Source organism: Acinetobacter sp. ANC 5054 (genome assembly GCF_002135295.1).
In the GTDB taxonomy this organism is placed as follows: Bacteria; Pseudomonadota; Gammaproteobacteria; order Pseudomonadales; family Moraxellaceae; genus Acinetobacter.
In genome coordinates, this window is the sequence record NZ_NEGG01000007.1 from 61,551 (window position 1) to 76,914 (window position 15,364).

General features: G+C 40.6%; 13 protein-coding genes. 7 read left to right on the plus strand and 6 right to left on the minus strand.

Annotated features, from left to right (window positions below; all coding sequences use genetic code 11):
* Nucleotides 1–3 precede the first annotated feature (3 nt).
* The 4 genes from B9T33_RS08700 to B9T33_RS08715 all read right to left on the minus strand — a co-directional run bounded on the left by B9T33_RS08700 (nucleotide 4) and on the right by B9T33_RS08715 (nucleotide 5,272).
* Nucleotides 4–1,428: a phosphomannomutase/phosphoglucomutase gene (locus tag B9T33_RS08700; RefSeq protein WP_086178534.1), complete on the minus strand. Its 1,425-nt coding sequence runs from the start codon at nucleotides 1,426–1,428 to the stop codon at nucleotides 4–6.
* 538 nt (nucleotides 1,429–1,966) lie between these two features.
* The gene (dut, locus tag B9T33_RS08705; RefSeq protein WP_086178535.1) at nucleotides 1,967–2,419 is read right to left on the minus strand and encodes a dUTP diphosphatase; all 453 of its coding nucleotides are present in this window, start codon (nucleotides 2,417–2,419) and stop codon (nucleotides 1,967–1,969) included.
* Between the two features lie 42 nt (nucleotides 2,420–2,461).
* Nucleotides 2,462–4,501 (minus strand): UvrD-helicase domain-containing protein, encoded by a 2,040-nt coding sequence (locus B9T33_RS08710; RefSeq protein ID WP_067766191.1) that lies wholly within the window; start codon nucleotides 4,499–4,501, stop codon nucleotides 2,462–2,464.
* 138 nt (nucleotides 4,502–4,639) lie between these two features.
* Nucleotides 4,640–5,272 (minus strand): OmpA family protein, encoded by a 633-nt coding sequence (locus B9T33_RS08715; protein ID WP_086178536.1) that lies wholly within the window; start codon nucleotides 5,270–5,272, stop codon nucleotides 4,640–4,642.
* Nucleotides 5,273–5,520: 248 nt separating this feature from the next.
* Between B9T33_RS08715 and B9T33_RS08720 the strand changes: the two genes are divergently transcribed.
* The 6 genes from B9T33_RS08720 to B9T33_RS08745 all read left to right on the plus strand — a co-directional run bounded on the left by B9T33_RS08720 (nucleotide 5,521) and on the right by B9T33_RS08745 (nucleotide 9,997).
* Nucleotides 5,521–6,444 (plus strand): acyltransferase, encoded by a 924-nt coding sequence (locus tag B9T33_RS08720; RefSeq protein ID WP_086178537.1) that lies wholly within the window; start codon nucleotides 5,521–5,523, stop codon nucleotides 6,442–6,444.
* 16 nt (nucleotides 6,445–6,460) lie between these two features.
* Complete coding sequence (locus B9T33_RS08725; protein ID WP_086178538.1) at nucleotides 6,461–7,525, plus strand: hypothetical protein; 1,065 nt, start codon at nucleotides 6,461–6,463, stop codon at nucleotides 7,523–7,525.
* Between the two features lie 125 nt (nucleotides 7,526–7,650).
* On the plus strand, nucleotides 7,651–8,370 hold the full coding sequence (minC, locus tag B9T33_RS08730) for a septum site-determining protein MinC (protein ID WP_086178539.1): 720 nt from the start codon (nucleotides 7,651–7,653) through the stop codon (nucleotides 8,368–8,370).
* A gap of 65 nt (nucleotides 8,371–8,435) precedes the next feature.
* On the plus strand, nucleotides 8,436–9,248 hold the full coding sequence (gene minD, locus B9T33_RS08735; RefSeq protein ID WP_067670152.1) for a septum site-determining protein MinD: 813 nt from the start codon (nucleotides 8,436–8,438) through the stop codon (nucleotides 9,246–9,248).
* A gap of 2 nt (nucleotides 9,249–9,250) precedes the next feature.
* Complete coding sequence (gene minE / locus B9T33_RS08740) at nucleotides 9,251–9,523, plus strand: cell division topological specificity factor MinE (protein ID WP_086178540.1); 273 nt, start codon at nucleotides 9,251–9,253, stop codon at nucleotides 9,521–9,523.
* 186 nt (nucleotides 9,524–9,709) lie between these two features.
* Nucleotides 9,710–9,997, plus strand: a complete 288-nt coding sequence (locus B9T33_RS08745) for a PA4642 family protein (RefSeq protein ID WP_086178541.1) — start codon at nucleotides 9,710–9,712, stop codon at nucleotides 9,995–9,997.
* A gap of 65 nt (nucleotides 9,998–10,062) precedes the next feature.
* Here B9T33_RS08745 and B9T33_RS08750 read toward each other — a convergent pair whose 3' ends face one another.
* Nucleotides 10,063–10,965, minus strand: a complete 903-nt coding sequence (locus B9T33_RS08750) for an AEC family transporter (protein ID WP_086178542.1) — start codon at nucleotides 10,963–10,965, stop codon at nucleotides 10,063–10,065.
* Nucleotides 10,966–11,069: 104 nt separating this feature from the next.
* Here B9T33_RS08750 and B9T33_RS08755 point away from each other — a divergent pair, with 104 nt between their 5' ends.
* A complete protein-coding gene (locus B9T33_RS08755; RefSeq protein WP_086178638.1) occupies nucleotides 11,070–11,960 on the plus strand; it encodes a LysR family transcriptional regulator in 891 nt (296 codons plus the stop codon).
* Between the two features lie 58 nt (nucleotides 11,961–12,018).
* On the opposite strand, the gene B9T33_RS08760 is transcribed toward B9T33_RS08755, so the two are convergent.
* On the minus strand, nucleotides 12,019–15,120 hold the full coding sequence (locus B9T33_RS08760) for a DNA translocase FtsK (protein WP_086178543.1): 3,102 nt from the start codon (nucleotides 15,118–15,120) through the stop codon (nucleotides 12,019–12,021).
* Nucleotides 15,121–15,364: the final 244 nt, after the last annotated feature.

Genomic DNA, 15,364 nt, shown 5'->3' on the forward strand with positions numbered 1-15,364 from the left:
TCCTTATTGAACATCTGGAATGTCTTGAGCAATGTCAGGATATTGCTCAATTAACATGGAAACAAACAGATCACGTATCTCTTTTAAACGCTTTGGCTGGTTAGCATCAAAACGTAAAGTAAAATACTCACCTGTATTCGATGCTCGAATGATGCCAAATCCATCATCAAAATCAAGGCGTATTCCATCGATTTTACTGATTTGTGCTGGAATCGCTTTAGATTTCACATCAACCCATTTTAAAACGTCCTTTGGATTGTGGTGATGCGTGTTCACATACAGATCTTCTGTACCGCAGCGCTCAGGATAACGTGACATCACTTGCGAAAGGCTTAAACCTTTCGCTTGCAGATATTCAATCACACGCAGTGCAGCATAGAGGCCATCATCATAACCCCCACCACGTCCATCATTAAACACATAATGCCCAGCATATTCGCCGCCAAATACAGCTTTACCTGCTGACTGTGAAATGTATTTACGTAAAAAACTACTGCCTGTACGAATCATCACAGGCTGACCATGCAACTGCTGTACAGTGTCCCGAATCATAGTCGAACACTTAACATCAAAAACCACTTCGGATTTTGGTTGTTGCTCAAGACAAATTTCTGCAAATAAGCACAATAATCGATCAGCAGAAACCACGTCACCCTTTTCATCAAGTAAAACTAAACGATCTCCGTCCCCATCTAATGCAATTCCAATATCTACGGCTTGGCCTTTCACCGCTTGTTGTAATTTTTGTAAATGCTGAAGTTGTGATGGATCGGGGGCATGATCAGGGAAATGTCCATCTGCTTGACACCGTAGTGCAATTACCTCGCAGCCCAATTTTTTTAGGAGCAATGCTGCACAATGACCCGCAGAACCATGCATACCATCAATGGCAACTTTTAAAGGATGCTGAATTTGAATATCATCTAAAATAAATTTCTGATATTGCAAACAATATTCAGGTTTTAATTCATGCGGTTCGAGTGCCGTCATGAGATGGGTGCGTTCAACTAAATAACTTTTTTGTGCATTCACCGCAACATGTTGAATCATTTCGGGACATGGTGGCTCACCTTGTACAATCCATTTAATACCATTGTCAGATTTAGGATTGTGACTTGCCGTCACCATAATGCCATTCCCGTCAAACTGACGTGCAATAAAATACAGCATGGGGCTCGAACAACAGCCGATGATTTCTGTATGAATACCTGATTCGCAACATACCTGCTGAATAATCTTGGCATACGTTGGACTGGTTAATCGCGCATCATAACCAATTACCAGTTTATTTTGGCCTGCTTCTAAATATTGTTTTACTAACCCACAAGCAATCGAATGCACCAAATCCGCATTTAAATGCGATATTTTTCCGCGAATATCATAAGCACGGAAAATGTGAATTGGAAACGTATTGAACAGTGAACCCATAGGATATTCTTCTAATCATCTAATGATTCATTGAATACTTGTAATTCTAAAAAGGAATGTAAAATATTCAATACAATGACAAAACCTTGAAAAAGGTATGGCTTTTTTATAACAATTTTACTTAAGAATCAATTCATAATATTTAACCAAATGATATAAAAACATTTTTTCAATGAGATTTGGCTTAATCAAAAATAATCATTTTTCTTAAAAAAATCTAAAATTTCAGATAATAGTATTCAAATATAAAAAGATTCAAAGAGCATTAAGTCACTGCTCGAATGCTTTATCTATTTGGTTTTAATTACAATATGTACAAATAAAGTAAATTCCAGCAAGATTGCACTTCTCATACATGCAAATAAAATTTAATTCAAAAAAATGAATCCCTAATAAGCATTTCTGATGAACTAAGACGATACATATTTTTGTATATGTGATCTTAACAAAGAAAAAAGCCATCAATTTGATGGCTTTTTTAAGCATGTCTTAACGCAAGAGTTTAATAGCAATCAGTTCATTCATTGCTCAGCAGCAATTAGTCTTTACCTGTATGACCAAAACCACCTGCACCACGTTCAGTAGCTTCAAACTCATTAACAATATCAAACTGCGCTTGTACAACTGGTACTAAGACATACTGAGCCAAACGCTCGCCCGGTTCTAAACTAAATGCAGTTTGACTACGGTTCCATACAGATACCATCAATTCACCTTGATAATCTGAATCAATCAAACCCACTAAGTTACCTAATACGATGCCATGCTTATGACCAAGACCTGAACGTGGCAAGATTAAACCTGCAAAGTTGGTATCTTCGATGTAAATCGATAAGCCTGTTTTTACCAGAACAGTTTGGCCGGGTTCAATGACTGTTGTTTCTTCTACACATGCGCGTAGATCTAGACCTGCTGAACCTGCTGTTGCATAGGTTGGCATTGGCCATTCTGAACCTAAACGTGTGTCGAGAACTTTAACTTGAACTTTCATGGTTCATTCCTGTTTCAATAAAACGAATTTCTAAATCAATGTTTAACGCTTAATCAGCGCACGTAAATTTTCTAAGTAATGCTGTGCTTGCTGTTTCGGGTCGATATCACCCGCCAACTTTTTCTTGCGCCCTAACCATTCAAGTTCATCTTGAGGTAGTTCATCTAAGAAACGGCTTGGCGTCATTTGGCGCATTTGACCACCAGCTTTACGTTGCTCTGCCAAAGTCATGGTCAAACCTTGTCGTGCACGGGTAATGCCCACGTACATCAAACGGCGTTCTTCCTCTACGGTATCTGCAGCAATTGAGTTCTTATGCGGCAGAATTTCTTCTTCCAGACCAATCAAATACACAAAAGGAAATTCCAAACCTTTTGATGCATGTAGCGTTAACAAGTTGACTTTATCGGTGTCTTCTTCTTCCTGCTGCTGCTCCAGCATATCGAGCAACACCATTTTACGAATCACGCTTTCAATGTTCTTTTCATCGACATCTTCAGCACGGTTTATCAAACTCTGAATACTGCTATACAGCACTTCAATATTATCCAGTTTGGTTTTTTCCTGTGCCGGTGTTGCCGCTGACTCTTTCACATAGTCGATATAACCTGCTTCAATCATCATGCGACGAATAATCGGCACTGGCTCATCGTCTTCTAACAACTCACGTGTAAAGGTTGAAATGAAGTCAGCAAACTCGGCCAATTGCGTGGTAGCTTTCTTTGGAATTGCCATACTCAAGCGTTGATCGCCTGCCGCACTGAGCAAAGATAAATTACTTTCTTGCGCAAAAAGTCCGAGTTTTTCTAAAGTCACAGGACCAATCGCACGTTTTGGCGTATTGATAATCCGTAAGAATGCACTGTCGTCTTCAGGGTTAATGATTAAGCGTAAATAGCTCATCAAATCCTTAATTTCTGCACGTGCGAAGAACGACTGACCACCCGATAATTTATACGGAATCTGCATTTGGCGGAGCTGTGTTTCCAGTGCGCGCGCTTGGAAATTACCACGGTATAGAATGGCGTAGTCTTTCCAATTTTTGCCGTTCATCAGCTTATGTGTGATCAAATCTTTCACCACGCGTTCAGATTCATCGTCATCATTACGACAGGTAATCACGCGGATCACTTCACCATGGCCTTTATCTGACCATAATTTTTTATCAAAAATATGTGGGTTATTGCCAATAACGGTATTCGCCGCTTTTAAAATACGACTGGTCGAGCGGTAGTTTTGCTCAAGCTTAATGACTTTTAAATTACGAAAATCTTCATTCAGCAAAGCCATGTTTTCAGGTTTTGCACCACGCCATGCATAGATGGATTGGTCATCATCACCTACTGCAGTGAATTGCCCCATGACTCCAACCAACAGCTTCACTAAAATATACTGCGCTGTATTGGTATCTTGATATTCGTCCACCAATAAATAGCGAATACGATTCTGCCAACGGTCACGAACTTCCGCATTTTCTTGTAAGAGTCGTGTCGGCATCACAATCAAGTCATCAAAATCCACTGCATTGTATGCACGTAAGTTACGCTCATACAGTTGATACAGATGTGCAAATTGAACGTCTTCAGCCGTTTCACACGTGGTGTGCGCTTGCTCAGGTGGAATCAGATCGTTTTTCCAATCTGAAATCATTTTCATGGCTTTGGCAATGAGCTCTTTACTCTCTGCACCCGATAAATTATCGCGGTGCATCAAATCCATCAAAATACGTTTGCAATCATCTGCATCTAAAATCGAAAAGTTATTTTTCAGTGGTGTGTTTTTCAATTCCAAACGGAGCATGTTTAGCCCGAAGTTATGGAAGGTAGAAACCGACAGTCCTTTTGCCTCTTCACGGCTCATCAACTTGGTCACACGCTCTTTCATTTCACGTGCAGCTTTGTTGGTAAATGTCATCGCGGTAATACGGTGAGCAGGAATACCACAATGCTTCACCAAATATGCAATTTTACGGGTAATGACCGATGTTTTACCTGAACCTGCCCCTGCAAGTACTAACAAGGGTCCTTGAGTATATTTCATTGCTTCAAGTTGCTTGTCGTTTAACTGACTTGCCAGTGACATAGTCTTTCCTCTTTTTAATCCGATGATGATTATAGTCATCTGAACCCATCTTGCCTAATGCAAAATGAGTTTTATCGGTCATTAAAAATCAGCATAAAAAAAGCCACCCGAAGGTGGCCTTTTAGCTACGCAACTAAATTATTTAGTTTCGTAAACTGAGATTTCTACGCGACGGTTTTGTTCACGACCTGCAGCAGTAGAGTTATCCGCTACTGGAGAAGTTGAACCATAACCACGTGCAGTAATACGAGTTGAAGAAATACCTTGAGAAGAAAGGTAGTTTTTCACAGAGTTTGCACGGTTTTGAGACAATGGGTTGTTGATTGCATCAGTACCTGTGTTATCAGTATGACCGTGTACAACGATTGCAAGTTTGTTTGCAGTACCATCTTCACGTAATACTTTAGCAACATCGTTCAACGCAGATTGGAATTGCGGTTGAATTGTAGAAGAGTTCGTAGCGAAAGTTACTGAAGGCATAACAAGGTTGATCGAACCATCTGGATTACGACCTACGTCAACACCAGTACCAGCCAATTCTTGTTTAAGACGTTGTTCTTTCTTATCAAGAAGAAGACCAGCACCCGCGCCAACGACTGCACCAATTGCTGCAGCTTGACCCATTTTATCTTTGTCAGCATTAGAATAAGCAATACCAGCGCCTAAAAGAGCACCTAAACCAGTACCGATCGCTGCTTTGTCATATTCCATGTTTTGACAACCAGTAAGTGCCATTGCCCCAACTACTGCCGAAATTACTAGTGCACGCATTGCATGCCTCCTTCTTTGTGTTTTGTTGTATGGTTGAAATGATGAAGTAAAACAAATGGATGAACCATTGATTTTTTGTTAATAATAAAACGTTTAGTTACAATTTGTAATATGAATAAGAGAAATAATTGTTAATTCCATCACAATTTCTTCACAGTTCAGCAGATGCCCTTTTTTATTTAATCAACTCGAACTATATTTGTCAGAATCAATCATTTATTTGGACAATTTCCGCTAGGGCTTTTTATATGTCATCTCAAACAAATAAGCAACCGACACTAAAAAAAATTAGCAAAGGTCTTACAGTCGGATCAGTTATGACAGGAAGCACATTTTTTCATGGCCCACCTGTTTTAGCTTTAGGTCTCACCAAACTATTTAAAAAATCTCGAAAAGTGGATGAAACCAACATTAAAATTACCAACAGTTGGCTCACCGTAAACAATTGGCTGATTGATCATGTATTACCAAATACCCAATGGGAAATCAGTATTGATGATGATCTAGATCTTAATATGCAAGGTCGTTATCTCATGACCTGCAACCATCAAAGTTGGGTCGATACAACGGTAAATCAATACTTTGGCTTAACACGTATGCCACTAACCCGTTTTTTCACGAAATGGGAACTGATCTTTATTCCATTTGTGGGACAAGCGTTTAAGATTTTAGGCTTCCCAATGATGAAACGTCATAGTAAGGAACAAATTGCCAAGAATCCTGAGCTGAAATATCGTGATATGGAAGAAGCACGAAAGTCGTGTGAACAGCTACTCAGCCAACCTTTTACTTTATTGAATTATTTAGAAGGTACACGCTTTAGCCCAGAAAAGCACGAACAGCAAAAGTCTCCATATAAACATCTACTCAAACCCAAGGCCGGTGGTTTAGCCTTGGCATTGAATATCTTGGGCGATCAAATTGACGCCCTCGTGGACATGACCATTGTTTATCCAAATGGTGCACCGGGTTATGGCGAATTTTGGTTAGGAGAAGTCCCACGTATTGCCGTTGACTTGCGTAAAATCGAAATTCCGACTTGGGTACATGGTGGAAACTATGAGGATGATCCCGAATTCCGTGAAAAATTCCAAAATTGGGTGGATGAGTTGTGGACTGAAAAAGACCAGCTTATTGACCAATTAAAAGCGAAATATACTGTCACTGAATAATTGAGAAGCATTTTATATGACGCAGAACTCTGAGCCACAAAACAAGAAATCTAAATATCAGCACCTTAACCCAAACAGTTGGTCATTTAAGCTGTTTTTGGTGTATGACATTTTCATGGTGTTTATTATTGTTTTTAACCTGTTCTGCCTCTGTATGAACTTCTTTTTAATGAGCAATTTGGGCAGTTGGTTCTTTAATAGTATTCATCTGTCCGACGTTTTAAGCTTCTATCGTGAGCAGTTACATCCGTGGGTGATTACAACTGAAGCTTGGTTCATTATCTTCTTAATTGTTGAGTTGCTCGTTCGCTGGGCAATTGCGATTATCAATAAACATCATCAACGCTGGTTTTTCTTTCCATTCATTCATTGGTATGAAATTTTAGCGATTATCCCTATTCTACGTTTTCTACGCTTATTTCGTGCAGGCATTATTGCTTATCGACTCTATGAAATGGGCTATCAAATCGTACCTTCTGCATGGCAGAAAAAGGCCTTATTCTACTATCGAGTCGTAATGGAAGAACTGTCAGATCGTGTTGTGCTTACTGTGTTAGATGGTGTTAAGCATGAGCTTAATACCAGTACAACCCATAAAGACCTGATCAGTAATCTTGTGCAGCATCACCGTGAGATGTTTACCCAAGTTTTAGCTGAGATTTTGCAGGAAAATTTAAGCAAAGAATTACGCGCAGATCGGGAAATGATTGCGAAAAATGTCGGTAAAATCGTCAGCCAAGCTGTTGAGGATACGCCTGAATTGACGCAGCTTCTTAGATTGGTTCCAATTGTGGGTAGCCGCATTGAACAGCAAATTCAAAGCATTGGTCAGCGCCTAGGGGAAAATATTACCCAAGGTTTAATTTCGCCTTTGGCCTACCCCTCTACATCAGAACCCAATAAACCGAATCTATATTTGGATATTTCAAGTCGAATTAGTCGCATAGAAATTGAAAATAATGCCCATTTAGATGCTTTGGTGAGTTCAGCGGTTTCTGAAAGTTTGGAAGCGATTCGTAAACAAGTGAAAGTAAAACAATGGCAACAAATTTTGCAGGAACGTGATCAAGCTACAGAATAAACATTCAGTCAAAAATAATTGCGCACATCGCTAGTGTATTGGCTGAAATTGTTCTAGGATTTGCTCTATTTACAACATAACTACTTCGGCACAAAAGTAATAGTTAGAAGTCTCAAGGATTCAATATGGCTGATATACGGATAAAAGGCAAAATGGTCAATGCGATACGCATTCACCTCGATACCAATGATCATGATGCGATCCGCCAGCAACTTACTCCAATGTTCCAAAAGGCTTTCCCGCCAGGCACGTTAGCCGTAATTGAAAGTACGGTTGACCAAGAACTTATTGCGTTAATTCAACTCTTAATTAGTTTGGAAATCCAGCCCATTGGTGTGACTGAAGGGCCTTTATCCGATCAAGCTCGTGCGATTCAATTTCCGGTAGTTCCTGCGGATCGAAATTTGCAACAAGTTAAACCGACACGTGAACAAGTGGTTGAAGCGCCTGTTGCAACTGAGCAAAGCACCGAAGATAAAGTAGCACCACTAGAGCCTGCAACGGTTCGTCATGCAACCTCATATCACAATGAAATTCTTCGCACGGGTCAATGTATCGTACAAGATCATGGCGATATTATTATTAATGCTGGCATCAACAGTGGTTCAGAAGCAATTGCTTCAGGAAATATACATATTTATGGCAGTGCTCGTGGTAGAGTCATTGCCGGAGCCGGTGGGAACAATGCTGCACGCATTTTTTGTCACTCATTAGAAGCTGAATTGGTTTCTATTTCAGGGACTTACTGTGTAGCAGATGACATTCCACCTCATGTGGTCAAACAGCCAGTACATATTTATTTAAATGACCAGCAAGAGCTAGTGTTTGAAGCTCTGCAATTTTAATGTATAAATAATCACCAAACCCCTATTCAAAAAAGGGGATTTAAACCATAACAGGAGTGGATTCGGTGGCGAAAATTGTTGTCGTAACATCAGGTAAAGGTGGCGTAGGTAAAACAACTACAAGCGCATCTTTTGCAACAGGTCTTGCCCTACGTGGCCACAAAACTGTTGTCATCGACTTTGATGTGGGTTTACGTAACCTTGACTTGATCATGGGCTGTGAACGCCGCGTTGTATATGACTTTGTAAATGTATTAAATAACGAAGCTCGATTACAGCAAGCGCTTATTCGCGATAAAGACATTGAAAATCTTTACATTTTACCTGCATCACAAACGCGCGATAAAGACGCGTTAACAGATGAAGGTGTTGCGCGTGTCATGGACGAACTTTCACAAGAATTCGATTACATCATCTGTGACTCACCTGCGGGGATCGAACGCGGTGCGATTTTAGCAATGTATCATGCAGATGAAGCGATTATTGTGACTAACCCTGAAATTTCTTCAGTACGTGACTCTGACCGTATCATTGGTATGCTAGATAGCAAAACCAAGAAAGTTGAACAAAACGAAGGTCGTATCCGTAAACATTTGTGTATTACACGCTTCAATCCAGAACGTGCTGATAAGCAAGAAATGTTGACGATTGATGACATTTCAAAAGATATTTTACGCGTACCAACACTTGGTGTAATTCCTGAATGTAAGAGCGTGCTTCAAGCATCAAACGAAGGTAAACCTGTTATTCTATTTACAGAAGAAGCAGCAGGCCAAGCTTATGATGACTTAGTGGCTCGCTTCTTAGGTGAAGAACGCCCTTACCGTCACATTACGGTAAAACCTAAAGGCTGGTTAGCACGTCTATTTGGAGCGTAATCATGGCAGGATTCTGGAGTAAACTTTTTAGCAACGACGAAAAACCATCGAGTGCACAAACTGCAAAAGATCGTTTAAAAGTAATCGTGGCTTCTGAAAATGGCTTGGGTAAACGCTTAAGCCAGGACAAAATTGACATGATGAAAAAAGAAATCATGCAGGTTGTTAACCGCTATGTTCGTGGTGTAGATGAACAACATATTCAAATGTCTGTTCGTTCAGAAGCAAATATTGAAATGCTTGAAATGAATATCAATTTGCCTGAAGAACGTTAATCTGAATTCTGATTAGTCAAGCAAATTGAATCAAGGCAAAATGTGAGAGTGGCAGAAATAGGATATTAGCTATATTCCGCCCACTTGAAGCACAGCTTCAAGTCTTGCGACTAGGCAAAGCACTGCTTTGCTCATCTAGTCTCATATTTTGTCTTTTTTTATGTATATACCAGCAAGGAGATTGCGATGGCATTATCTCAGCCAGCAACGTTCAATGAAGAATGGTCAGATGAGCGTGTATTTGCCTACTTAACTCAACTTCCTCCTGAAGGAGTGAATGGCGATTTTCACGTACTCTACCATGCATTCAAACATATGCGTCCAAATGACTACGAGCGTCTTTTGACTCAGTTTGTTGCCGATGGCCGTGATGTGAACGCAACGAATCCTGAAGGTCAGCGTATTCATGATGTGATTGCTCAATACCCACGTCAAAGTGAAGGTTTCTTAGAAGTATTGGCTAAATTCGCCTAAGCTTCTGCGACCTTGCAAAAAGCCTGCTAATTGCAGGCTTTTTTATTATTTTCGATCGCAAATTTTCATTTTAAAACGAGCATCAGAATAGGAAAAATCAGACCAAAGCCAATGGTTTGTAAACTAATGATGGCAGCCATCAGTTGTGAGTCACCCTGATAATATCTCGTCAAAATATAGGATGATGATGCTGTTGGTAATGCAAAAAATACCACAAGAATCATGCGTTCAAAATCAGTCAATCCAAGAGCACTACTGAGTAAATATGCCAACGTAGGCATTGCGACCAAACGTCCCAAAGTATTTAAACTTAAACGGGAAAGATCTAAACGCATTTGCTGAAACTGTAATGCCGCCCCTACTGATAATAATCCTAAGGGCAAACTCATTGCAGCCAAAATTTTCAACAGTTCAGGTAAGCCATTAAACAAGTTTAAACCAGATAAATTAAACAATACCCCAATAACACAACCCAAAATTAATGGATTCTTGGCAATCGAAATACAAGTTTGACCCAGTTGCTTTAAGCTTAAATTTGAAAAAGATAAAACAGAGATAATATTGACTAGGGGTACGGCAGCTGCAATCAACATCGCAAACATTTGCATGCCTTCAGAACCAAACAGCGCCCCCATTAAAGACAGACCAATATAGGTATTAAAGCGGATGTGGCTCTGGATATACACACCAAAGCGTTGCACTGAAATATGCGTAAATTGTTTAATTCCCCACAAAACTGCACTGGCGATAAGTGTGCCTGCAATCAGCACCGTAAGCATACGCGAGACGGTTGCCAAATCGAGTTGTACTGCTGATACATTCAAAAATAGCAACACGGGAAACATTATAAAATAATTTAGCTTTTCAGAATTTGCCCAGAATTCATCTTTGACAAACTGGGTTCGTTTAAACACATTGCCCATGGCAATCAATGCAACTAAGGGAAATAATGCCACCAAAATATTCATGCTGTATGCCTTGAAATAGCTTAACTATTTCATTGTCTGCTCGTATAAGTGCACAATATAATCCTCATCATTATTCATAACAAAATGAGTATAAGCTCATGGCAATGACCTTTACGCAGCTCGAAATTTTTGTCACCGTGGCAGAACATCATAGCTTTACCAATGCTGCTAAAAAATTGGGTATTACACAGTCTGCAGTGTCCCATGCATTAAAATGCTTAGAACAGCATTGGAAGGTTACGCTATTTAGCCGTGAACAAGGCGCTATTACTCTTACGCATATTGGTCAGCAACTCTTACTCCATGCCAAGGAAGTGCTCAATACCGCGCAAATCATGCAACAGGAAGTCAATGCCGCACATGGTATTCAGCAAGGAACCTTAAGAATTGGCTCTTTTGGCTCATCAAGCTCGATACACTTATTACCAAAACTATTACAAGCTTATCGTGAACGCTATCCACATATCGAAATTTATGTCGAAGAAGGTACAGATGCTGAAGTGTCGCAGTGGGTCGCTGAACGTCAAGTCGATGTTGGATTTGCCGTGTTACCTAAACCCCAACTAGTGACTTTCCCTTTAATCAAAGATATTTTTATTGCATTAATTCCCGACTCATATACGGTCGCGCAGCAGCCCAAACTGGATATTCAAAGCATTCAGGATTACCCCTTTATCATGACCCGTGCTGGTAGCCAATCGCATGTAGAAAAATTGCTAAAACAGCATCAAATACAACCCAAAATCACCTATCAAATGTCGCAGCTTCTCACCATTTTAAATATGGTCAATTTACAAGAAGGCATAGCCATTGTGGCGGATATGGCAATGCCCAAAAATTTACTTGCGTTACATCCGCACGTCGTTAAACGCCCGCTTTCGCCTAATACGCAGCGACAAATTGGACTCGCTGTTAAAAATCAGCAATTAATGAGCCCTGCCTGCAAAGCTTTTATTCAATTGGCGCAATCCATGTTTTATGATTCAAAGCCATAAATTAGCTCCATTTAAAAATAAAAAAACCTGCCGAAGCAGGTTTTTAAAGCTCAATGGTTTAGACCAAAATGTCACGCTTACCATTTGCGCCCATACTACTCACAATACCATTTTCTTCCATCTGATCGATGATACGTGCTGCACGGTTATACCCTAAGCTAAACTTACGTTGTAGCGACGAAGTTGAGGCTTTACGAGTTTCCAGTACGAACGATACACATTGATCATATAAGGCATCACGGTCTGAACCACCATCACCATCTTCAAAACCTCTAGACGTAGGCTCTTCATCATAAGGTGTCAAAATTTCGTCCACATAATTCGGTTCACCACGTTCACGCCAAGCGTCACAGATTCGGTTTACTTCATCATCGGAAATAAATGCACCATGCACACGTTCAGGTTCAATTTTACCCGGCCCAAGGAACAACATATCACCATGACCAAGTAAGTCCTCTGCACCACCCGCATCCAAAATGGTCCGTGAATCCAGTTTACTGTTTACACGCAAAGCTGCACGCGTTGGGATGTTGGCTTTAATCAACCCTGTCACTACATCTACGGTTGGGCGCTGTGTCGCCAACAGCAAATGAATCCCAGCTGCACGTGATTTTTGTGCAAGACGGGTAATCATTTCTTCTGCTTTTTTACCCACTTGCATGATCATGTCGGCAAATTCGTCGGCAACAATCACAATCAACGGCATCGTTTGTAAACGTGGTGCACGACTTTGTGTAGCAGAATCATCTGGCTTCCACGTTGGATCAATCAGATCTTCACCATTGGCAATCGCTTCTTCAATCTTACGGTTATAATCCGTCAGCTTACGCACTTTCATCAAAGACATTAGCTTATAACGACGCTCCATTTCATTGACACACCAATTCAATGCACTCACAGCATCTTTCATATCAGTAACCACTGGCGTCAACAAATGCGGAATATCGTTATAATTCGCAAGCTCAAGCTGTTTCGGGTCAATCATGATCAAACGTAGCTGTTCAGGCGTATATTTCAATAACATCGACAGCAACATTGCATTTACTGCAACTGATTTACCTGAACCTGTTGTACCTGCAACCAGCATATGCGGCGCTTTAGCCAAATCCGCCAAGACTGGATTACCGGAAATATCTTTACCCATCGCCATACTGAGTAAGGCATTTGGATCACGATAAGCAGGTGTTTCTAGTAGTTCAATGAGGCGAACCATTTCACGTGAGCTATTCGGTACTTCAATCCCGATATAAGGTTTACCCGGAATGACCTCAACCACACGCACAGAAGCCATAGACATTGAACGTGCCAAATCACGCGAAATATTGGTCACTTTAGAGGCTTTCACACCCGGTGCCAAATCAAGCTCAAATCGTGTCACGACAGGACCTGGCTGCGCTTCAACCACTTTGGCTTTGACATTAAATTCTTGTAATTTAATTTCTAAAAGTTCAGATAATCGTGCCAATTGTTCAGCGGTAAAATTCACTTTTTTATTTGGATCGACTTTATCTAGAATCTCAAGACCCGGCAAAGTTGGTAAATCCAAGCGTTTTTTCGCAACTTGCATGGCGCGTGACATCGGGCGACCTGCTGCATCCGTTAATGGTGCATCAAGATCAAAATCTTCTTCAAGATCAAATTCGTCAGGCTTACCCGCTGTTTCTTGCCATACTTCGCGGAAAACGTCTTTATTCGAGCTAATTAAGGCTTTTTCATCTTCAGTCACAAAAGTTTGAGGCTGAGTATTAATTTCCGCACGAACCAATGGCGTTGATTGCGCATAACTATTCGTCGTTCTAACAGGCTGTTCCATCGCTGGCTGTACAGCTGGAGTATTATCTACTTCCTCTTCAACCAACAAATCATCCAAGCCATCAAATTCAGTGTCTAAAGCTGTATTCTTTGGCATCGATGGATTAAATGTTACCGCTGGCGTCACTGCTGCGGCTACAGTCGAAGCCACAGGTGCTACAGCACTTGCAGAAGCAATTGCAGCTGATACATCGGTTTCAGGAGTATTGAAAGGACTATGTACATCCGTTGCTGTTTTACTATTTGGAACAGCAGCTAAAAGCTCATCAAAGATTTCATCATCATCCCAATCCAACGACTTTTTGGCAGCTACAGGTGCTTCATGTGCAGGTTCTGCATGAACGTCTGCAACATGTTGGAAATATTCATTTTGCGTAGATGCTTGATCTTCTTCGGCTGCTTTCAATAAAGCATCAATATCTTGTTTATGACGTTGATCTTCAGATGAATGTAATGCGCGCCAAACTTCGCCAGTGGCTACGACACGATGACTGTCTTTTTCTAATTGATGGGCTTTGGCAAGCGTCTGCTCAAATTCATCAATATCCTCAGGATCTTGTAATTCACTTACATCATGCGCTTTATGCTGGGCTTTGGATTCTTTATCTGCAATATCATCAAACAAACGCTCTGCAACACGATCACGTACCATCGGATCGACTTCGACTGCATGGTGTTCATCGGCAGGCGTAATGGCAGCAACAGATGATTTTGCTGTTGCTCCTGCTTTGTGCGGCTGAGGAACGGTACGATCGTAAGCCGTATCCCCTTCTGGAACATTGCGATAAAACAAATCTTGTAAATACGCGGGCGTTGCTTTTAAAGTTGCCCACGTTTTATTCCATTTTATGCCAAAGGCTAAAGTGAATAGCATGATCCAAAAAGCAAACAGGAAAATCGCTGCACCATAGACCGTGAGGATCTGCTGAAGACTTTCACCGAGTTCATAACCGATAATGCCACCCGATGCATTTTCCAGCGTATCTTCAGGTACATTCCAAAACAGGAACAATAAACTTGAAGTCGCCAATAAAATAAAGAATTGAGCTGCATAGCGGAATGGACGGTTTAAGAAACTACGTGGCCACCACACCTGAATCGCTTCAGCAAAAAGGTAAAGCGGTACAAGTAAACTTGCCCAACCTAAAAAACCAAAGAGAAGGTCAGCAATCCATGCACCTGCAACACCGCTGGCATTTGATACTTGCTGAGTATCACTGGATAAATGCATCCACCCTGGGTCAAATGGCGTATATGTCACTGTTGCGAGGAACAGATAGATGCCAAATGAAACCAGAAATAATGTCATTATTAAGCGCTGTGCATAAGCACCCGACACCGCTGTCATATACGATCCTGTAACCAATTCTTTGTGAATGTTCTTGTCATTACCCACAACAAATGTGGGCCAAATCTAAACCTGATATTATGCACCTGTTCCAAGAAAAAGATGCAAGATAATTTAAGTATAGTTGTTAACTCTCTTCTATATAGCTCAAAACGATTTGCATGATCAATAATATCGAATTTAATCTCACACAAACGCTTTAAACTTTGACGTATAATTCCACAAATTATCATATAAAAAAAGG

What these genes read in the sequence shown, in the direction of transcription:
- B9T33_RS08700 (WP_086178534.1), bottom strand. Translation starts at nt 1,428, where the DNA reads ATGGGTTCACTGTTCAATACGTTTCCAATTCACATTTTCCGTGCTTAT.
- dut (WP_086178535.1), bottom strand. Translation starts at nt 2,419, where the DNA reads ATGAAAGTTCAAGTTAAAGTTCTCGACACACGTTTAGGTTCAGAATGG.
- B9T33_RS08710 (WP_067766191.1), bottom strand. Translation starts at nt 4,501, where the DNA reads ATGTCACTGGCAAGTCAGTTAAACGACAAGCAACTTGAAGCAATGAAA.
- B9T33_RS08715 (WP_086178536.1), bottom strand. Translation starts at nt 5,272, where the DNA reads ATGCGTGCACTAGTAATTTCGGCAGTAGTTGGGGCAATGGCACTTACT.
- B9T33_RS08720 (WP_086178537.1), top strand. Translation starts at nt 5,521, where the DNA reads ATGTCATCTCAAACAAATAAGCAACCGACACTAAAAAAAATTAGCAAA.
- B9T33_RS08725 (WP_086178538.1), top strand. Translation starts at nt 6,461, where the DNA reads ATGACGCAGAACTCTGAGCCACAAAACAAGAAATCTAAATATCAGCAC.
- minC (WP_086178539.1), top strand. Translation starts at nt 7,651, where the DNA reads ATGGCTGATATACGGATAAAAGGCAAAATGGTCAATGCGATACGCATT.
- minE (WP_086178540.1), top strand. Translation starts at nt 9,251, where the DNA reads ATGGCAGGATTCTGGAGTAAACTTTTTAGCAACGACGAAAAACCATCG.
- B9T33_RS08745 (WP_086178541.1), top strand. Translation starts at nt 9,710, where the DNA reads ATGGCATTATCTCAGCCAGCAACGTTCAATGAAGAATGGTCAGATGAG.
- B9T33_RS08750 (WP_086178542.1), bottom strand. Translation starts at nt 10,965, where the DNA reads ATGAATATTTTGGTGGCATTATTTCCCTTAGTTGCATTGATTGCCATG.
- B9T33_RS08755 (WP_086178638.1), top strand. Translation starts at nt 11,070, where the DNA reads ATGACCTTTACGCAGCTCGAAATTTTTGTCACCGTGGCAGAACATCAT.
- B9T33_RS08760 (WP_086178543.1), bottom strand. Translation starts at nt 15,120, where the DNA reads ATGACAGCGGTGTCGGGTGCTTATGCACAGCGCTTAATAATGACATTA.